Genomic DNA, 15,584 nt, shown 5'->3' with positions numbered 1-15,584 from the left:
GGCCCCGATGCGCAGCGCGTCGCGCCGGCTCGGTCCGCCGGACATCAGCGCTCCTCGAAGTGTGTGCGACCCGACCCGACGGTGAAGGAGTCCTCGCCGGACCGCCGTGGCGCGCCGGCACCTCGTGTCTGGTACCCGGACCGGGACGGTGGCAGGACGACGGTCGCGGTGACGTTCACCGGCACGTCGACCGTCAGCCGCAGGCCGTCACCGGTGTGCCGCCAGCTGATGCCGACCCGGCCGCGCTCTGTCCACTCGGTACCGTGCACGGCCCGCAGTCCCCTGTCCGGCACGGAGATCGACACCGTGGCCGCGCCCGGCCCGGTGACCTCCAGGCCGAGCAGCGACCGCAGGATCTCACTGATGCCCGCGGCGCCCCAGCCATGGGAGAAACTCTCGCTGCTCTGCTGGTCGACCTCGGCGCCGGTACAGCCGGCCACCACACACCCGGGCGTCCACTGTTCCCACAGGAACGTGCCGCCCTCGGCGAGCACCTGTGCCGGCCCGTCGTCGGCGGGGTTGGTCAGCAGGTCGACGATGGTGTCCTGGCGGCCGGTTCTCGCCAGCGCGGCCAGGAGCTGGCGAAGGGTCATCGGCCCCTGCCGCATACCGAGCCCGCCGAGGTAGTCGCCCAGTGCCGGATACGCCGACGGCGGCGCGATGTCGTAGGCGAGCGGAAAGCTCTGCGCGTGTTGGCCGTAGTTGTCGATCGGCTCCCCTGTGGACAGTGCGAGCCCGTCGCGGTAGCGGCCGGTCGACCGGTCGAACAGCTCCCGGTTCATCGCGGCGGCGATCGCGTCGGCCTGCCGCCGGTACTCGCCAGCAGACGCGTCCTCGCCGACGAGCGCGGACGCGTCGGCCACCGCGCGCAGCGCGCCGACGGCGAGCGCGTTGACCACGGTCCGGGAACCGTTGTCGGCCACCACGGTGTCGTAGCGCATGGCCGCCGGCCAGTCGATGATCCCGTTCGCGTACGGCCCACTGCCGCCGGGAAGCTGGTGCACCAGACCGGTCTGGTCCACGGCGGCCGTGAGGTAGCCGGCGATCCGCCGCATGACCGGCAGCGTCCGCGCCACCAGGCTGGTGTCCCCGGTCAGCTGGTGGTAGCGCATCACCCACTCCGGGAACATCTCGGTGTAGTCCGGGATGTCGCGGCCGCCGTCACCGTTGGGGTAGACCGCGTTCAGCGCGCCGTTGGACCAGAAGCGGCCCTGGGAGTTGGCGAACTCGACGATGGCCTGCCGGGTGAGCGCGCGTTCGCCGAGCGCGTCCATGGTGGCGAACGAGATGTCGATGGCATCGCCGAGGAACTGGCCCTTCTCCCTGGTCGGCGTGTCCAGGAAGACGTTCTGGGCCGACTGCAGCGCGGAGTGGCGCATCAGGTCGAAGACGGCGTCGAGGGTGGGATCGTTGCTGTCGAAGGTGGCGGCCTCGCCCGGCCGGACGTCGGTCGCCTGCACCACCGCCGCGATCTGACTGGTCGCCAGCTCCTCGCCGGGGTCGCTGATCTCCAGGTAACGGAAACCCCAGTAGGTGAACGGTTCCGCGACCTGCGCGCCCGCTTTCTGGGTGTAGTGGAAGCGCAGGTCGCTGCCTTGGGTGTCCAGACCGGACGTGCCCGCTCGGGAGTTCTCCACCCACGCCCCGGCGGCATGGGCCCTCGTCAGTGGTGCGTCCACTGTGACCGTCCCCTGTGGACTGACCGAGACCACGGTCCGAGTCTCCGGCGCACCGGGGCCGTAACCGTTGGCCGGCGCGTCGACGACCACCTCGTCGCCGACGTGCACGTTGGCCGCCGACATCAGCGAGACGGTGTCCGCGCCCCTGGCCACCGGCGCGGCGAGCGTGGTGTTGTTGCGCCGATAGCTCGTGGTCACCGTGACCCGGTGGCCCGCCGTGCCCGCCAGGAACCGCAGCCTCGGCACCGCCGAGACCACCCGGCCGAGGTCGGCGAACAGGGTGCCGTCCGGTAGCCGGCGGACCGAGACCGGCTGGACGGTCCACCGGTCGAGCTGGGCCTGCTGGGCGGTCAGGCGGGTGAACGCGCAGGCCGCGGTTTCCGCGCAGCCTGCCGGGTTGGGCCGGGGGTGCTGGCCGATCACCGCCGCCGGGACCCAGCCCGCATCGTCGGTGACATCCCAGGTGACCTCCCGGGTGGCGTCGTAGTGCTCCACCCGGTCGCCGGCGTCGGAGTTGCGGTAGGTGAGCGTGCTGACATCCCGCGCGGCGTCCCTGGTGACCTGCCACGACCCGTCGGAGACGAGGACCTCGCGGCTGGCGTCGGCGTACTCGATGACCACCTTGACCAGCAGGCCGGACGGGCCCTCCGGTGGCACGGGACCGTTGGCCCTGCCCTGGCAGCGACACGTCCAGTAGTGGTAGCCGACGCCGATCGCGACGGTCGCGCCGGGACGCAGGCCGGTGAGCGCGGCGACGTCGTAGTAGCCCTCGCCCGGATAGCCGTAGGAGGAGGACCGCGCGACCGCGCGTCCGTCGATGTGGACTTCCCAGTCGCCCATGGCGGCGACGTAGGCGCGGGCGCGCACGACCGGACGGTCGGCGAGCCGATGTGTGCGCCGGGCCAGGGTCCACTCGTCGGCGGCGTCGTTCCCGGTGGCGGCCCGGCGGATCCAGCTGGCGCCGTCCCAGTCGCCGTCGCCAAGTCCGGTGTCGAAGGTCGCCTGGCTCGCGTAGCGCGAGACCGCGCCGTGCCGGTCCCAGGTGCGCACGGTCCAGCGGTAGGTCGTGCCGGGGGACAGCCGGGGACCGGCGTAGGGCACCCAGGACTGCTGTGTGGAGTCGACCTTTCCGCTGTCCCACACCGGATTCCGTTGTCCGGCCGTGGTCACCACGAGCTGGTGGGCGGTCTGGATCTCGTTGCCGTCGCGATCGCGCGGCAGCCACCCGAACAGCGGGACACCGTCGACGGCGAGCGGATCGTCGCGACCGCTGACCGTCAGCCGGGTGGGCGGGTCCGGTGCGTGGTTGCCCCGGCCGGTCGCCGTCGCGGTCGGCGCGCCGACGAGCGAGGCGAGCAGTACGGCGATCACCAACACGACCGACGATCCTCGCCGATGGCTCATTCAGCCGACGCTAGCCGCGCCAGAAGACGCTAGGCAAGGGCTTTCCTGTCGAACGGAGGAGGACGATTCCGCGCACGCCTCACCCGCACGGGTCGGCGGTGCGCGGTTCGTAGCCGAAGTTGCTGAACACCGAGACCATGACCTCCTCGATGCTGTCCGGGTTGGTCGCGTCGTAGGACACCGCCTTCGACGTCTCCGCGATGTCGTCGAGCAGCTCCTTGTCCGCGTCGCTGCCGTAGGGCACGGTGAACACCCGGACCGAGGTCTCCAGGTTCGTGGGGTCGATCTTGCGCAGCAGCGGCGCCTCCCCGGCCGGGTCAGGCGGGATCTGCCGGCCGTCACTCAACACGACGATCGCGTTGATCTTCAGCTGGTCGATCGTGGCGAGCATCGCGTCGTGGGTGTCGCTGACCGCCGCGTGCAGTGCGGTGTTCGGCGCCACGGGTAGGTCGTCGATGATGCCGTCGAGTTGGTCGCGCACCTCGCTGACCGGCGAGAGCGGCAGCCGCGTGTCCACCGTGCCGGCGAAGGTCCAGATGCCGACCTCGTCCTTGGCGCCGAGCAGCGCGAGGCCCTGCTTGGCCGCGGGGCGCAACAGATCCAGCTTCGTCTGCCCGGACGCGTTCCTCGGGTCGGCGGGGTCGTTCATCGACCTCGACATGTCCAGCACGAGCAGCACGCGTGCCGGCCGTCTGGTGCCGGCCCAGGCGTCCCGCATGGCTTTGATCAGCTCCGGCGCCGGTGGCTCGAAGAACGTCTGCGCCGAGTCGCTCGGCACCCCGACGCTGTCGGCCAGCAGCGGAGTCGGCCGGTCGGGCTGGTCGATCGCCCGGAAGCCCTGCTCGACGAACCGCTGCTGCTGGGCGTCCGCAACGAGGAACTCGTGGAAGTCCGCCGCGGCCGCTCGCTGGTCGTCGGAGGCCGACGCGAGCACGACGAACGGGTGATCGAACTCGACGGTGCCGTCCTCGGGTTGTACGGCCACCAACGGCTCGTTCGGCGGTGGCTCGGCCTCGGAGAGCTCACCGGTCGGCACACCCCGGTTGTACAGGTGGACGAGCTGTTCCTGCACGAGTACCGCGCTGATCGACGGCTCCTTCTTGGCCTGGTCCTCCTGGTAGAGGGTCTGCATGAACGTGGTCGCCTCTTCGCCGTAGCGGAGCACCGAGGTCTCGATGTCGCGCACGAACTGGGTGTTGTCCCCGTCGAGCAGGTCCGCCTCGGTGATCCCGCCCTGTTTGCCGGTGGCCCCGTAGTAGGTGGCCACCGACGCGGCGAGCCCGGAGGAGGAGAAGTTCGGGTTGTCCCGGCCAAGGGTGAACGGTCCGAGATCCCCGTGGCCGATGGCGTCCCAGCCACCGTCCGGGCCGGCCAGCTCCCGGAACTCGGCCCAACTCAGTTCGCCGTACTCGTCCCTGGCCGCCTGCGCCATCCCGCGCGGCATGGCGACCGCCAGCACGCTGGTGGTGACCGAGGAGAGCTCCTCGCCGAGCACCTTCGCCTGGCCGCACTGGCGCAACAGGTCCGCCCACATCGACGTCGACGGCAGCCACACCTGCGGCACCGGTCGCCGCTCGACGATCTCGGCCGGCCAGCCGCGCGCGATCGCGGTCATCGCGGTGCCCGACGTGAGCCCGGCGACGCTGACCTGTGCGCACGGACCGTCGTGCTCGCGGTTGTTGTAGTCCCTGGCCAACTCCTCGAGCAGTTCGTCCTTCTCGGTGGACACCGAGATCTCCAGCGGGGTGCAGTCGCCAGGTTCGGATGCCAGCCACGGGGGAACCAGCCAGGCCAGCAGGACCACCACGAGCGCGCCAACGCCGAGCCTGGCGAACAACCGCGTCCGTGGTGTCCAGCGCGGTCGCGGGATCGCCCAGGTCACCCTGACCGCCTCCGGCCACAACTTGTGCAGCCGGGTCGAGGTGACCGCGTAGCTGTCGCGCTGGCCGTCGCGGGTGCTCGCGGAGGTGAGCATGCCGGCGGCGCGGCCGGATCTGGTGTCGATCACCGGGCTGCCGCTGTAGCCGGGCTGCGCGCGGATCGCCGCGCTGAGGGCCGTGTCGATCTGCACGAACCCGTTGTCCACCTCCCGCAGCAGCTGCCCGTGGCTCCAGTTGCCGTTGGCCCTCGGCGGGTCCGCCGGATAGCCGTAGACCTCGACATCGGCGTGCGCACGTGGCTTGACCAGCTTGCGGCCCGTCGAACCGCGCGGCAGGGTCTCCGTGCTGAGCAGTTCGAGGCCGGCGATGTCGCAGGCGCGGGTCGGCGCCGCGCCGTGGACGGCGGGCGGGACCCACCGCACCACGGTCGCCCGCCGCGTCGGGTGGTGGTCGACCAGCGTGAACTCGGCGACGATCTCCACGTCGTCGGCCGGTTGGTCCTGGGCGTGCAGGTCGCGGCCGAGTACGGCGTTGACCACGTGCGCGCAGGTGAGGATGTGCCGCTTGCCGACCAGGAAACCGACGCCGACGACCTGGTCGCGGTGCCGGAAGGTGACGATCGAGCCGTTCGGCGACCGCGCCATCGGGTTACCGCTTCCAGGTGAGCTTCACGATGAAGTTCACCTCCGCGCTACCGCTGGCGATGATCGCGTTGGCCTGCCCGCCGAGCTTGATGCCGAACTCGACGCCGAACTCGTCCGGCGAGGCGTCCTTGGCCCAGTCGGCCAGCGCGCGGATCGTCGGTTGGAGATCGGCCAGCGCCGCCTGCAGCGTGCTGTTGGCCCGACTGACAAGCGTGCCCGGCCGGGCAGCCGGCACCAGGTCGTCCGGGCTCGGATCGCGCACCTCGACCAGCACCGGATTACCGCCGGCGACCGGTACCTCGAGCAGGTAGTGGTGTGATGTCAATTCGACGGGCCTCCCCAGCGCAGCCGTTCACCGCACTATAGAGAAAACGCGATCACCTGAACACGGTTACGGTCGGTGCCCAGGCTGCCCGCCGGCACGGTCGATCACGCCGTGAGAGCATGTCCGTTCGTGCAACCCGAACTCTCCAGTGACCTGTGCGCCCGACTGCGCACGGCGTTCCTGACCGCCGGCTACACCGCGGACGGTGTCGTCGACCTGCTCGGTACCCAGGCGCACGCCGGCCTCGGCCGCGGCGAGCCGGAGGCCGCGCGCCGGGCCAGTCGCGACGGCGGCCCGCTCGGCACGCTGATCCGCCTGTTCCTGCTCGGCGACACCGAGCCGCTGCCGGCGATCGCCACCGCGCTCGGGTCGGTCGACCTGGACGCCGCGGTGGCCAACGAGGTGATCACCCCGGAGGGCCGCGCCGGGCTGGACATCCGCCCGCACGAGGACAACTGGTGGGTGGTCGCCGACCTCGACGCCGACCAGCGCGGCGGGGTGGTGCCGGCCGACCACGTGCTCGGCGTCGGGCACGCCTCGGTCAGCCTCGCCCGCGCCACCGCCCGCCGCCCGGTGGACACCCTGCTCGACCTGGGCACCGGGTGCGGGATCCAGGCGCTGCACGCGAGCACGCACGCCCGCCGGATCACGGCCACCGACCTGTCCCCGCGCGCGCTGGCCATCGCCGCCGGCACGTTCCGGCTCAACGAGGTCGACGTCGAGCTGGCGGCGGGGGAGTGGTTCGACCCGGTGGCCGGCCGCCGGTTCGACCAGGTGGTGTGCAATCCGCCGTTCGTGGTCGGGCCGCCGAGGGTGGACTACGTCTACCGCGACTCGGGGCTGGCCGGCGACGAGGCCAGCGCGCTGGTCGTGCGCCGGATGCCGGACTTCCTCACCGAGGGCGGGGTCGGCCAGCTGCTCGCCTCCTGGTTGCACCGCAAGGGCGAGGACTGGGCCGACCGGGTCACCTCATGGCTGCCCCGCGCCGGTGTCGACGCCTGGTTCGTGCAGCGCGACATCGCCGACCCGGTGCTCTACGTCGGCACCTGGCTGCGCGACGCCGGCGTCGACCCGCGGTCGGCCGAGGGCCGCGCGCAGGCCGGGGCGTGGCTGGACTGGTTCGCCGCCAACGACGTCGAGGGCGTCGGGTTCGGCTACGTCACGCTGCGCCGCACCGACGAGGTGCACCGCGAGGTGGTGTGTGAGGACCTGCGGCACGCCTACGACGACCCGCTTGGCCAGGAGGCGTCCCGGTGGCTGGACAACATCGCCTGGCTGCGCGCGCACGGCGACGCGTTGCCCGACACCCGGTTCACCGTGCCGCCGACCGTGGTGCTCGAGGAGGTGGCCGCGCCGGCCGACGACGGCTGGACCCCGATCGTGCGGCGGCTGCACCGCACCGACGGACCCGGCTGGCAGCACGAGATCGATGAGCCGACCGCCAAGCTGCTGGCCGGTTGCCGGGGCGCGCTGCCGTTGGCGGATCTGCTCGCGTTGCTGGAGCTCGCCTACGGCCAGCTGGACCGCGACGCCGCGCTGCCGCTGGTGCGCGACCTGGTCCGGCACGGAATGCTGGTGCCGGTCTCGTGATGCCCGGCCGGGCGGCAGGTGTTGTGCTGGCGGGCGGCTCCGGGACCCGCATGGGCGCCGGGATGAACAAGGCCTACCTGCCGCTGGCCGGGCGGCGGCTGATCTCCTGGTCGTTGCGGGCGTTCAGCCGGGTGCCGGAGGTCGGGGTGCTGCTGCTGGTCACCCGGCCGGCCGACCGCGAGCTGGTCTCCTCGACGCTGGCGGCCGAGCTGGCCGGGGTCGAGGTGGAGCTGGTCGACGGCGGCGGCACCCGGCAGGCCTCCGAGCTGGCCGCGCTGCGCCACCTCGCCGGCCGGATCGCGACCGGCGAGGTCGACGTCGTGCTGCTGCACGACGCCGCGCGGCCGTTGGTCAGCGGTGAGCTGATCACCGCGGTGCTGCGCGCGGCGCGCGCGCACGGCGGCGCGATCCCCGGCCTGCCGGTCGAGGACATCGCCGCCATCGGCGCGGACGGCCGGCTGGTGCCCGGGTCGTCGCTGGCCCACGCGATCGGCGCGCAGACCCCGCAGGGCTTCCGGGCCGCGGCGCTGCTGGACGCCTACGAACAGGCCGCGCGCGAGGGCTTCGACGGCACCGACACCGCCTCCTGCATGGAGCGGTTCTCCGGCCTGCCGGTGCGCTGGGTCCCCGGCGACCAACGCAACTTCAAGATCACCTACCCCCACGACCTGACACTGGCCGAACACCTCGTCGGTCCGCCCACCTGATGCAGCGAAGGGTCCCTTCACTGCGTCCGACGCAGCGAAGGGACCCTTCGCTGCGGTCAGCGTTTCTTGCCGTGGGCGTCGTGGGGGAGGTCGGCGTAGTGCCACTGGTGGTCGCGGGTGAGCTGGCAGGCCAGGTCGAGGTCGCCGGAGAGCAGGGCGGTCAGTAGCTCCTCGTGCTCGTCGGCCACCTCGTCGAGGTCGGGCTCGACGGCGAGCAGGGTGACCGCCGTGCGGGCCTCGATCTGCAGCGACTCCCACGCGTGCCGGAGCAGCTCGTTGTGCCCGGCGTCGATCACGTGCCGGTGGAAGGACACGCTGGCGGCGCCGACGGCCTGCAGGTCACCGCGTGCGGCCGCCGCGCGCATGGCGGCCACGTCCGCGTGCAGCTCCGCCTCCGGCAGGCTGCCGGCCGGCAGCGCGAGCCGGGTCGCGGCCTCCTCCAGCGCGGCGCGCACGACGTAGCTCTCCCGCAGCGTCTGCTGGATGAAGTGGCGCACGAACGTGCCCCGGCGCGGCCTGGTCTCCACCATGCCGATGGCCTCCAGCTCGCGCAGCGCCTCGCGTACCGGGGCCTGGCTGGTGCCGTAGTGCTCGGCGATCCGGGTCTCGATGAGGCGCTCGCCCGGTTCGAGCTCGCCGGAGACGATGCGCCGGACGAGTTCGTCGCGGATCTGCCGGCTCAGCGTCGGCCGGGGGAGTGGCTGGGTCTCGGTCATGGACTCCCACTTTGGGGTTCGCGAAGTGCTTGACGGTGTCCTGGGGCAAACGTACCGTCTCGGGCAGGATACCAATTATCGATAATCGATCAGAGGTCCTCGATGGGGAGGCTCCGTGCTGTCCAAGGTGCACCTGCCGGCGTCGGCGGCGGAGGCCGTCGAGCTGCTTGGCGATGGTGGTTGGGTCGTCGGCGGCGGGACCATGGTGATGCCCAGGGTGAACACCGGGGCCATCCCAGTTAACACCCTGGTGTCCCTGCGCCGCACGGGTCTGGCCGGCATCGAGGTCACCGGGCGCACCGTCTCGGTCGGCGCGGCGACCACGCTGGCCGAGGTCGGCACGCACGACACCCTCGCGTTCCTGCGCCCGGTCATCCGGCTGATCGCCTCGCCGCCGGTGCGCAACCTGGCCACGGTCGGCGGGAACCTGCTCGTCGCCCAGCCCTACGGCGACCTGGCCGTCGCACTGCTCGCGCTCGACGCGCGGGTGGACGTGGTCGGCGCCGCCGGCACCCGGTCGGTGCCGTTGGGGGAGTTGGCCATCGGCCAGGCCGAGGTCGTCTCGACCGTCCACTTCGACCTGCCGGCCACCGGGACCTGGCGCTACCGCAAGGCGATGCGCCGCCGGTTCAACTCGGCGGCCATCGTGACCGTGGCGGCTTTCGTCGGCGTGGACGGCGGGATCGTCCGGCACGCCAGGATCGCGCTCGGCGGGGTCGGACCCCGGCCGGTGCGCGCGCTCGCCGCCGAGCGGGCGCTACTCGGGGCACCGTTCGACCAGGCCTCGGTGGCCGCCGCGGCCTCGGCCGCGCGGGTAGGCGCCGAGCCGCTGGACGACGCCTACGCCTCGGCCTGGTACCGCGACCGCGTGCTGCCGGTGCATGTCCGCCGCGCCCTGCTCGACGAGGACTGAGAGGCCAGCCCATGCCATCCCGGATCGTCTCCCTGACCGTCAACGACGCCGACCACGAGCTGATCGCCAAGCCCGGCATGTCGTTGCTGGCCGCGCTGCGCGACGCGCTCGGCCTGACCGCGACCAAGCGCGGCTGCGCCCAGGGCACCTGCGGCTCGTGCACCGTCCTGCTGGACGAGCGAGCGGTGCCGGCCTGCCTGGTGCCGGTCGAGACCGTCGACGGCGCCGGGGTGCGCACGCTGGAGGGGGTCGCCACCGGCGGCGAGCTCGACGAGGTGCAGCGCGCGTTCCTGGAGGGTTTCGCCACCCAGTGCGGGTTCTGCACCCCCGGGATGATCATGGCCGCGGAGGCGCTGCTGGCCGAGAACCCGGAGCCGAGCCGAACCGACGTGGTGGAGGCGATCTCCGGCAACGTCTGCCGCTGCACCGGCTACGAGCCGATCGTGGCGGCCGTCCTGGACGCGGCGCGGCGCCGCCAGGCTGGCAGGACCGTCTGATGGCCTACCAGCAGACCCCGATCGACGACACCTACTTCGCCGGCGAGCGGGCGGGCGCGTTCACCGTGATCGGCTCCACCGTCGGCCGGGCCGACGCCCTCGGCCACGTGACCGGCCGGACCGAGTTCTTCGAGGACGTGCGCCCGTCGGGCCTGCTGCACCTGAAGATGCACCGCTCCGCGCGCCACCACGCGCGCCTGGTCGCGGTCGACACCTCCGCCGCGCTCGCGGTGCCCGGCGTGGTGACCGTGGTGACGAACGAGGACATCCCGAACAACCTGTACACCCCGCTGAAGCTGATCGGGGTCACCCCGGACGACGAGCCGATCCTGGCCGTGGACAAGGTCCGCTACCTCGGCGAGCCGATCTGCGCGGTGGTGGCCGAGACCGAGGCGGCGGCGCTGGCCGGCGCGGCCGCGGTGCGGGTGGAGTACGCGGACCTGCCGGCGGTGTTCGACGTCGAGGAGGCGCTGGCCGACGGCGCGCCGCTGGTCAACGAGTACCAGGGCAACAACTACTTCACCTACGAGGGACACCACTGCCGCCGGGTCCGCTTCGGTGACGTGGCAACGGGATTCGCCGCCGCCGACCATGTCTTCGAGTGGCGGTACCAGTCCTCGCCGATCGAGCAGGCGCCGGTGGAGACCACCGGGTGCGTCGTGGTGCCCCAGCCGGACGGGCGGCTGCGCATCCACTCCGACACCCAGGCGTGTTTCTTCACCCTGGACAACACCGCGCTGATCCTGGAGTCGGAGTTCAACAAGCTGCGCGTGGTCGGCGGCACGGTCGGCGGCGGCTTCGGCGGCAAGGTGGACGTGGTGGTCGAGCCGGTGGCGTGTGTGGCGGCGATGGCCACCAACCGGCCGGTCAAGTTCGTCTACGGCCGGTACGAGGAGATGCAGGTGTCCTCGCCGCGCGCGGCCGAGCGCATCTACATCAAGGACGGGGTGCGCGCCGACGGCCGGATCATCGCCCGCCAGGTCACCGCCTACATCGACGCCGGCGCCTACTCGCGGCACACGCCCTACGGCACGACCAAGGCCGCGGCGCACTTCCCCGGCCCGTACGACATCCCGAACGTGGCGATCGACTGCCACTGCGTGTTCACCAACCGCACCCCGTCCAGCGCGATGCGCGGCTTCGGCGTCACCATCGGCGACTTCGCGCTGGAGTCCCAGATGGACCGGATCGCCCGCGAACTGGACATCGACCCGCTCCAGCTGCGGCTGCGCAACGCCTACCGGGACGGGGACATGAAGGCACACCGCAAAGTGGCCGAGGGCACCGCGCTGGTCGAGGTCATCCAGAAGGCGGCCGAGCTGGTCGGCCACGAGCTGCCGGAGTCCTACCGCGCGATGTCCTCAATGGACCGGGAGGGTCGATGACACTGCTGTCCGGCCGGGGCTACGCCGCGGTCAACTACCCGACCGGGATGAACCTCGGCGGCGACCCGTCGCAGGCGCTGATCCACGCCACCACGACGGGCACGTTCGTCATCTCGTTGTCCTCTGTGGACCTCGGGCAGGGGCTGAAGACCGTCGTGGCCCAGTGCGCGGCGGAGACGCTGGGCCTGCCGATCGAGAACGTCCTGGTGGACACCGCGGACACCGACACCGGGCCGCACTGCATGGGCACCTTCGCCAGCCGGGGCACCCACCGGGTCGGCAACGCGGTGATCATGGCGGCCACCGAGGCGCGGGCGGTACTGCTCGACGTGGCGGCCCAGGAGCTGGAGGTCGACGCGGCCGACCTGGAGACCGACGGTTCCGGCTACGTCAAGCTCAAGGGCGCTGAGCAGCGCAAGATCCACGTGACGGACCTGGCGATGGCCGCGCACTTCAAGTACGGCCGCACGATCTCCGGGCGCGGGGTGTTCATGAAGGACAAGAGCGAGGTCGTGCCGGAGACCGGCGAGATGGACCCCGACTCCTGCCAGGCGCACGCGTGCACGGTCGCCGAGGTCACCGTCGACGACGAGACCGGCGTCGTCGAGGTGCTGCGGATGTTCAGCGTCTACGAGATCGGCCGCGCGCTGAACCCGGCGATGGCCACCCAGCAGGTGGAGGGCGGTGCGTGGATGGGGCTGTCGCACGCGCTGTTCGAGACCACCGAGCCCTACTACCCGATCCGCGACCACGGCCCGAAGGACTTCGCCGAGTATCTCATGCCGGGTGCCGGCGACGTTCCCGAGCAACACAGTGTCCTGTTGGAACGGCCGGCGCCCAGCGGTCCCTTCGGCGCCAAGGGAATCGGCGAGATGACCGCGAACTCGCCCATCCCGGCGATCGGCAACGCGATCTTCGACGCGTGCGGGGTGCGGTTGACCCACCTGCCGTTCACCCCCGAGCGGGTACTGCGTGGCCTGGACGCCCTGCGTGCCGATGGTTGAGGACGCCCTCGCGGCCGGGCTGCGCGCGCAGCGGTACTTCGCCGACGACGGGCTGCTCACCGCGGTCCATCTCGCGTTGACGCTCGGCCGGCCGCTGTTGCTGGAGGGCCAGCCCGGGGTCGGCAAGACCGAGATCGCCTCGGTGCTGGCCAGCGTGCTGGACCGGGAGCTGGTCCGGTTGCAGTGCTACGAGGGCCTGGACGCCGGCCAGGCACTGTACGAGTGGGACTATCCGAAGCAGTTGCTCGCGCTGCGCGCGGCCGAGGCGGGCGGGGCCGCGGTCGGCGACGTCTACGCCGACGAGTTCCTGCTCGAACGTCCGCTGCTGCGCTCGCTGCGCCGCGCGGGCGGCGCGGTGTTGCTTGTCGACGAGGTCGACCGCGCGGACAGCGAGTTCGAGGCCTTCCTGCTGGAGTTCCTCGCCGACTTCCAGCTCACCATTCCCGAGCTGGGCACGATCCGCGCGGTCGTGCCGCCGGTGGTCGTGCTGACCTCCAACCGCACCCGCGAACTGCACGACGCGCTGCGCCGCCGGTGCCTCTACCACTGGATCCCGTTCCCCGACCCCGAACGGGAGCGGGCGATCGTGTGCGCGCACGTGCCCGGCATCGAGCGGGACGCCGCGGACTCGTTGGTGCGCGCGGTGTCCTCGGCCCGCCGGCTCGGGCTGCGCAAACGGCCGGGGATCGCCGAGTCGGTGGAGTGGGCCAGGGGCGCGGTGGTGCTCGCCGACAGCGGCGACCCGTGGCCGGTCGCGCTGCGCCGGGCGCTTGGCCTGCTGGTCAAGGACGAGGAGGACCTGGCGGTCGTGCACGCGGGGTTCGACGAGCTGATCGTGCCATGACCGAGCCGGCACTGGCACACCTGCACGGGTTCCTCGGCGGCCTGCGCGCCAACGGGCTCGCCGCCCCGGTGTCGCGCCAGCGGGACTTCCTGCGCGCGCTGGACCTCGTGCCACCGCGCGACGTGGCGCACCTCTACTGGATCGCGCGCACCACGCTGACCGGTTCGACGGCCGACGTCGAGGTCTTCGATCCGGTGTTCGCGCACTGGTTCGGCGCCGGACCGCCACCTGTTCAGTCTGAAGTGGACGAATCGGGTGAGCAGGACAGCGGTGCCGAACCCGGCGCCGGCGACCCGCCGGACCGGGTCGCGCAGGACGGTCTCGGCCGAGAGGCCAGTTGGTCCACAGTGGACCGCAAGCCGGCGTTCCCGGCGACGACCGAGGCCCAGCACCAGATCCTGGCCCGGCTGCGGCACGCCCTGCCGGGCGCGGTGCCGACGATCCGGTCCCGGCGGCGCCGGCCGGCCCGGCGGGGCGACCGGCTCGACGTGCGCCGGGTGCACCGGGACGCATGGCGCACCGGCGGCGAGGTCGTGCGGTTGCGGTGGCGCCGACCGCCCCGGCGGCAGCGCCCGGTGCTGGTGCTGATCGACGTCTCCGGGTCGATGCGCCAGCACAGCGCGGACTATCTGCGATTCGCGCACGTCGTGGTGCGGGAGTGCGCGCGGGCCGAGGTGTTCACGTTCGGCACCACGCTCACCCACGTCACCCCGAGCCTGCGTGCCCGCGAGGTCGATGTGGCGCTGGCCGGTCTCGCCGGGGTGGTGCGCGACTCCGGTGGTGGCACCCGGATCGGCCCGTCCCTGCTGGCACTGCTCGGCAACGCCCGCTATCTCGGGCTGGCGCGGGACGCGCTGATCCTGGTGCTGTCCGACGGCCTGGAACGCGGGGATCCCACCGAGCTGCGCACCGCCGTGCGGCGGCTGTCGCTGGTTGGCCACCGGCTGGTGTGGTGGTCGCCGTTGGCCTGCGATCCGGGCTACCGGCCGCTCACCCGGGGCATGGCCGCCGTCGTCGGTCACGTGCACGCGTTGGCGGGCGTCGCCGATCTGGCGACCGCCCACGATCAGGTCACGAAGGGAGACGCATGGAGATAGTCGACGCGCACCACCATGTCTGGCGGGTGCGGGACATGCCGTGGCTCTCCGGGCCGATGGTGCCGCGGATCTTCGGCCCGTACGAGCCGATCAAACGGGATTATCTGATCGAGGAGTACATCGAGGACGCCCGCGCGGGCGGGATCACCCAGTCGGTGTACGTGCAGGCGAACTGGCCGCTGGACCAGGTGCTCGCCGAGGTCCGCTGGCTGAGCGAACTGCACGAGCGCACCGGCTGGCCGACCGCGGTGATCGGCTCGGCCGACCTGTTCAGCCCCGACGCCGTGGCGGTCATGCGCCAGCAGGCCGAACTGCCGGTCGTGCGCGGCACCCGGCTGCAACTGCACTGGCACGAGCGCCCGGAGTTCCGCTACGCCTCGGCCCCCGACCGGATGACCGACCCGGTGTTCCTGGAGAACCTCGCCGTGCTGGCCGACCTCGGCTGGCTGTTCGAACTCCAGGTGTTCCCCGACCAGATGACCGACGCCGCCGAGCTGGTCGCGAAGTTCCCGGACATCACCTTCGTCCTGGTGCACGCCGGCATGCTGACCAGCCTGGCGGACGCGGACCTCGGCCCGTGGCGGGCCGGCATGGCCGCGTTGGCCGCCGCGCCGAACGTGGTGGTGAAGTTGACCGGGCAGGGCACGTTCACGCGCCGCCTCGACCCGGAGTTCATCGCCTTCGTCGCCACCGAGACGCTCGGCTGGTTCGGCGCGGACCGCGCCATGTTCGGCACCAACTTCCCGGTGGAGAAGCTCTGGACCACCATGCCCGACCTCGTCGGCGCCTGGCAGGTCGCGCTCGCGCACCTGCCGGCGGCCGACCGCGCGGCGATCTTCGCCGGCACCGCCCGCCGCGTCTACACCCTGCCCGAAACCACCGTGAGCTAGGAGATCCGC

Annotated in this window: 13 protein-coding genes; 9 read left to right on the top strand and 4 right to left on the bottom strand. The window is 72.1% G+C overall.

Going from position 1 to position 15,584, the window contains the following annotated elements; all coding sequences use genetic code 11:
* Nucleotides 1-44: 44 nt before the first annotated feature.
* The 3 genes from ACYVIP_RS32230 to ACYVIP_RS32220 all read right to left on the bottom strand — a co-directional run bounded on the left by ACYVIP_RS32230 (nt 45) and on the right by ACYVIP_RS32220 (nt 5,932).
* Nucleotides 45-3,083 (bottom strand): alpha-L-rhamnosidase-related protein, encoded by a 3,039-nt coding sequence (locus ACYVIP_RS32230; protein ID WP_460403234.1) that lies wholly within the window; start codon nt 3,081-3,083, stop codon nt 45-47.
* A gap of 79 nt (nt 3,084-3,162) precedes the next feature.
* A complete protein-coding gene (locus ACYVIP_RS32225) occupies nt 3,163-5,607 on the bottom strand; it encodes a substrate-binding domain-containing protein (RefSeq protein WP_460403232.1) in 2,445 nt (814 codons plus the stop codon).
* A gap of 4 nt (nt 5,608-5,611) precedes the next feature.
* Complete coding sequence (locus ACYVIP_RS32220) at nt 5,612-5,932, bottom strand: CU044_2847 family protein (RefSeq protein WP_460403230.1); 321 nt, start codon at nt 5,930-5,932, stop codon at nt 5,612-5,614.
* A 129-nt stretch (nt 5,933-6,061) separates the two neighbouring features.
* Between ACYVIP_RS32220 and ACYVIP_RS32215 the strand changes: the two genes are divergently transcribed.
* Both ACYVIP_RS32215 and ispD read left to right on the top strand, forming a co-directional pair.
* On the top strand, nt 6,062-7,522 hold the full coding sequence (locus tag ACYVIP_RS32215; RefSeq protein ID WP_460403228.1) for a DUF7782 domain-containing protein: 1,461 nt from the start codon (nt 6,062-6,064) through the stop codon (nt 7,520-7,522).
* Nucleotides 7,522-8,229 carry a 2-C-methyl-D-erythritol 4-phosphate cytidylyltransferase gene (gene ispD, locus ACYVIP_RS32210; RefSeq protein WP_460403226.1) on the top strand — a complete coding sequence of 236 codons (708 nt, stop codon included), beginning with the start codon at nt 7,522-7,524 and terminating at the stop codon, nt 8,227-8,229. Before ACYVIP_RS32215 ends, ispD begins: the two co-directional genes overlap by 1 nt.
* Before the next feature lie 56 nt (nt 8,230-8,285).
* On the opposite strand, the gene ACYVIP_RS32205 is transcribed toward ispD, so the two are convergent.
* On the bottom strand, nt 8,286-8,945 hold the full coding sequence (locus ACYVIP_RS32205) for a GntR family transcriptional regulator (RefSeq protein WP_460403224.1): 660 nt from the start codon (nt 8,943-8,945) through the stop codon (nt 8,286-8,288).
* Nucleotides 8,946-9,060: 115 nt separating this feature from the next.
* Here ACYVIP_RS32205 and ACYVIP_RS32200 point away from each other — a divergent pair, with 115 nt between their 5' ends.
* The 7 genes from ACYVIP_RS32200 to ACYVIP_RS32170 are packed head-to-tail and all read left to right on the top strand — an operon-like array spanning nt 9,061 to nt 15,575.
* Nucleotides 9,061-9,858 (top strand): FAD binding domain-containing protein, encoded by a 798-nt coding sequence (locus tag ACYVIP_RS32200; protein ID WP_460403222.1) that lies wholly within the window; start codon nt 9,061-9,063, stop codon nt 9,856-9,858.
* Nucleotides 9,859-9,869: 11 nt separating this feature from the next.
* On the top strand, nt 9,870-10,355 hold the full coding sequence (locus ACYVIP_RS32195; protein WP_460403220.1) for a (2Fe-2S)-binding protein: 486 nt from the start codon (nt 9,870-9,872) through the stop codon (nt 10,353-10,355).
* A complete protein-coding gene (locus ACYVIP_RS32190) occupies nt 10,355-11,740 on the top strand; it encodes a xanthine dehydrogenase family protein molybdopterin-binding subunit (RefSeq protein ID WP_460403218.1) in 1,386 nt (461 codons plus the stop codon). The genes ACYVIP_RS32195 and ACYVIP_RS32190 overlap by 1 nt, the downstream gene beginning before the upstream one ends.
* Nucleotides 11,737-12,744: a xanthine dehydrogenase family protein molybdopterin-binding subunit gene (locus ACYVIP_RS32185; protein WP_460403216.1), complete on the top strand. Its 1,008-nt coding sequence runs from the start codon at nt 11,737-11,739 to the stop codon at nt 12,742-12,744. Before ACYVIP_RS32190 ends, ACYVIP_RS32185 begins: the two co-directional genes overlap by 4 nt.
* Nucleotides 12,737-13,588 carry an AAA family ATPase gene (locus ACYVIP_RS32180; protein WP_460403214.1) on the top strand — a complete coding sequence of 284 codons (852 nt, stop codon included), beginning with the start codon at nt 12,737-12,739 and terminating at the stop codon, nt 13,586-13,588. The genes ACYVIP_RS32185 and ACYVIP_RS32180 overlap by 8 nt, the downstream gene beginning before the upstream one ends.
* On the top strand, nt 13,585-14,685 hold the full coding sequence (locus ACYVIP_RS32175; protein ID WP_460403212.1) for a vWA domain-containing protein: 1,101 nt from the start codon (nt 13,585-13,587) through the stop codon (nt 14,683-14,685). Before ACYVIP_RS32180 ends, ACYVIP_RS32175 begins: the two co-directional genes overlap by 4 nt.
* Nucleotides 14,676-15,575 (top strand): amidohydrolase family protein, encoded by a 900-nt coding sequence (locus tag ACYVIP_RS32170; RefSeq protein ID WP_460403210.1) that lies wholly within the window; start codon nt 14,676-14,678, stop codon nt 15,573-15,575. The genes ACYVIP_RS32175 and ACYVIP_RS32170 overlap by 10 nt, the downstream gene beginning before the upstream one ends.
* Nucleotides 15,576-15,584 lie beyond the last annotated feature (9 nt).

Source organism: Actinophytocola sediminis, assembly GCF_054779715.1.
This window is presented reverse-complemented; position numbering and strand designations above follow the sequence as displayed.